Origin of the sequence: Mycobacterium sp. 1423905.2, assembly GCF_001673155.1 — a bacterium.
Taxonomy (GTDB): domain Bacteria; phylum Actinomycetota; class Actinomycetes; order Mycobacteriales; family Mycobacteriaceae; genus Mycobacterium.
This window is the reverse complement of sequence record NZ_LZLE01000149.1, coordinates 1-2186: the sequence shown is the minus strand read 5'-3', so window position 1 is coordinate 2186 and position 2186 is coordinate 1. Positions and strand designations below refer to the sequence as shown.

Here is a 2186-nt window from a genome sequence, read left to right as displayed (position 1 = left end):
CCGAGGTGGAAGAAGAACTGCGAAAGCTGCTACTGCCGCCCGCGCCGTGAATCGGTCGTGAGCCGAGTGTGCGCTGAGGGCTCCCAGCGGGTAGCCAGGGCGGCCAAACGCGCGATATCCCGCCGTGGCAGCACCCTCGAAACCGTCAGCGCACGCTCGCGCCGCTAATCGCGCGCGGTGTCCATTTCCACCGGCTGCCGCCCGCGCCGTGACCGAGTGTGCGCTGAGGGCTCCCAGCGGGTAGCCAGGGCGGCCGAACGCGCGATATCCCGCCGTGGCTGCACCCTCGAAACCGTCAGCGCACGCTCGCCCCGCTAATCGCGCGCGGTGTCGGTCTCTACGGTGTCCACCGGCTCGGCCGTTTCCGGCTCGACGGCCGGAGTGGCCCGCTGCGCGGCCTTGATCGCGGCGTAGGTGACCAATGCGGCCAGCGCCGTCAGCGGCCAGCCCATGCCGATGCGCGCCACCCCCAGCCAGCCGGTCTGGTTGGCGTCGTAGAAGTGTCGCTGTACGACGAAGCGGGCGACGAATACCAGCGTCCAGCACAGCGTCGCGACATCGAAGGCGTAGACCGCCCGCGGCACCGCCCGCCAGCCGCGGTGCGTGCCACTGATCCAGGCGTACAGGTAACCGACGACGGGCCGGCGGATCAGCACGGAGACGGCGAAGACCACCGCCCACACCAGCGACATCCAGATGCCCAGCAGGAAGTAGCCCTTGGACTGTCCGAGCAGGTAGGCCACCAGCGCGCAGATAGCAACGCCGAAGAATCCGGAGATGGCCGGTTGCACCGAATCGCGACGGACCAGCCGCCAGACCAAGACCAGCGCGGCCACACCCAGGGCGCTGACGATCGCGGGAAGCAGCCCAGCGGCGCTGGAGACGATGACGAAGACCACGACGGGCAGCGACGAATAGATCAGGCCGCTCACCCCGCCGGCCTGGGCCAGTAGCCGCTCGGCGTTGGTGCGGTTAGCGTTCACGGCCGAAGCGTAACCGCCGCGCCTAACGCTGAATTTCGTAGTGCGGGTTGTAGATGGCCTTGTGCCCGTTTTCCAGCTTGCCGACCCGTCCGCGCACCCGCAGCGTGCGGCCGGAATCGATGCCGGGAATTCGGCGCTGGCCCAACCAGACCAGCGTCACGGTGTCACTGCCGTCGAACAGTTCGGCGCGGACTCCGCCGGAACAACCTTTGCCGTTGGTTTCGACGCTGCGCAGCGTGCCGACCATGGTGACCTCTTGGCCGCGTTGGCAATCGATGACTCGCTGCGCGCCGGTACTGAGGACTTCGTCGGACAGCTCTTCGACGTCGCGTTCCTCCGGGTCTTCCGTCAACCGACGGGTAAGCCGGCGCAGATAACCTTGGGCCCCCATGGCCCCTCCTGACAGTTCAACGTCGTTACGTGAAGCTCTGCTAGCTATCAGCATTGCACTATGCCAACGGACACCGTAGACCTGTTGGTTCCCGATCGCCACACGGATCAAACCCTTGGTTTTCAAACTCTGAAAATCGCAGGGCACTATCAAGGAATGGCTGTCGATTTGCGCGGTGTCACCGCCGTGCTGTTGCCCGGAACGGGGTCCGACGACGACTACGTCCGGCGGGCATTCTCCGATCCCGTCGGGTACGTCGGCGCCGTGCTGCTGACCCCTGCCCCGCGGCCGGACGGCCTCATCGACGGCTACGTGAGCGCCTTGGACAACGCCGCGCGCAGCGCACCGATCGTCGTCGGCGGGGTCTCGATCGGCGCCGCGGTGGCGGCGGCATGGGCCCTGGCCCATCCCGACCGCGCAGTCGCGGTGCTGGCGGCGCTGCCGCCCTGGACCGGATCACCCGATTCCGCCCCCGCCGCGCACGCCGCCCGCTACACGGCCGCACAGTTACGTCGTGACGGCTTGGCCGCGACGACGGCGCAGATGCGGGCGTCCAGCCCGCCGTGGTTGGTCGACGAGTTGACGCGCTCGTGGCGGGCGCAGTGGCCGACGCTGCCCGACGCGATGGAGGAAGCGGCGTCCTACGTCGCGCCCAGCAGCGCACAGTTGGCGGGTCTGAGCGTGCCGTTGGCGGTGGCCGCCGCCACGGACGACCCGATTCACCCGGTGCAGGTGGGGCGCGACTGGGCCACAGCGGCGCCGCGGGCCGCGATGCGTGAGGTCACTCTCGACGAGATCGGCGCGGACCCGGC

At 68.8% G+C, this 2186-nt stretch carries 3 protein-coding genes; 1 reads left to right on the top strand and 2 read right to left on the bottom strand.

From position 1 onward, the window contains the following. Nucleotides 1-314: 314 nt before the first annotated feature. Together A9W95_RS08500 and A9W95_RS08495 are read right to left on the bottom strand one after the other, a co-directional pair. Nucleotides 315-983, bottom strand: coding sequence for a DUF3159 domain-containing protein (locus A9W95_RS08500; RefSeq protein WP_067410789.1), 669 nt, complete (start codon nt 981-983; stop codon nt 315-317). 22 nt (nt 984-1005) lie between these two features. Then, nucleotides 1006-1374, bottom strand: a complete 369-nt coding sequence (locus A9W95_RS08495) for an OB-fold nucleic acid binding domain-containing protein (protein WP_067410787.1) — start codon at nt 1372-1374, stop codon at nt 1006-1008. A gap of 156 nt (nt 1375-1530) precedes the next feature. Here A9W95_RS08495 and A9W95_RS08490 point away from each other — a divergent pair. Continuing rightward, the coding region (locus A9W95_RS08490; RefSeq protein ID WP_067410792.1) for a serine aminopeptidase domain-containing protein at nt 1531-2186 on the top strand (656 nt) is incomplete at its 3' end.

Coding starts and splice junctions, on each gene's coding strand:
- A9W95_RS08495 (WP_067410787.1), bottom strand. CDS start 1,374: ATGGGGGCCCAAGGTTATCTGCGCCGGCTTACCCGTCGGTTGACGGAA.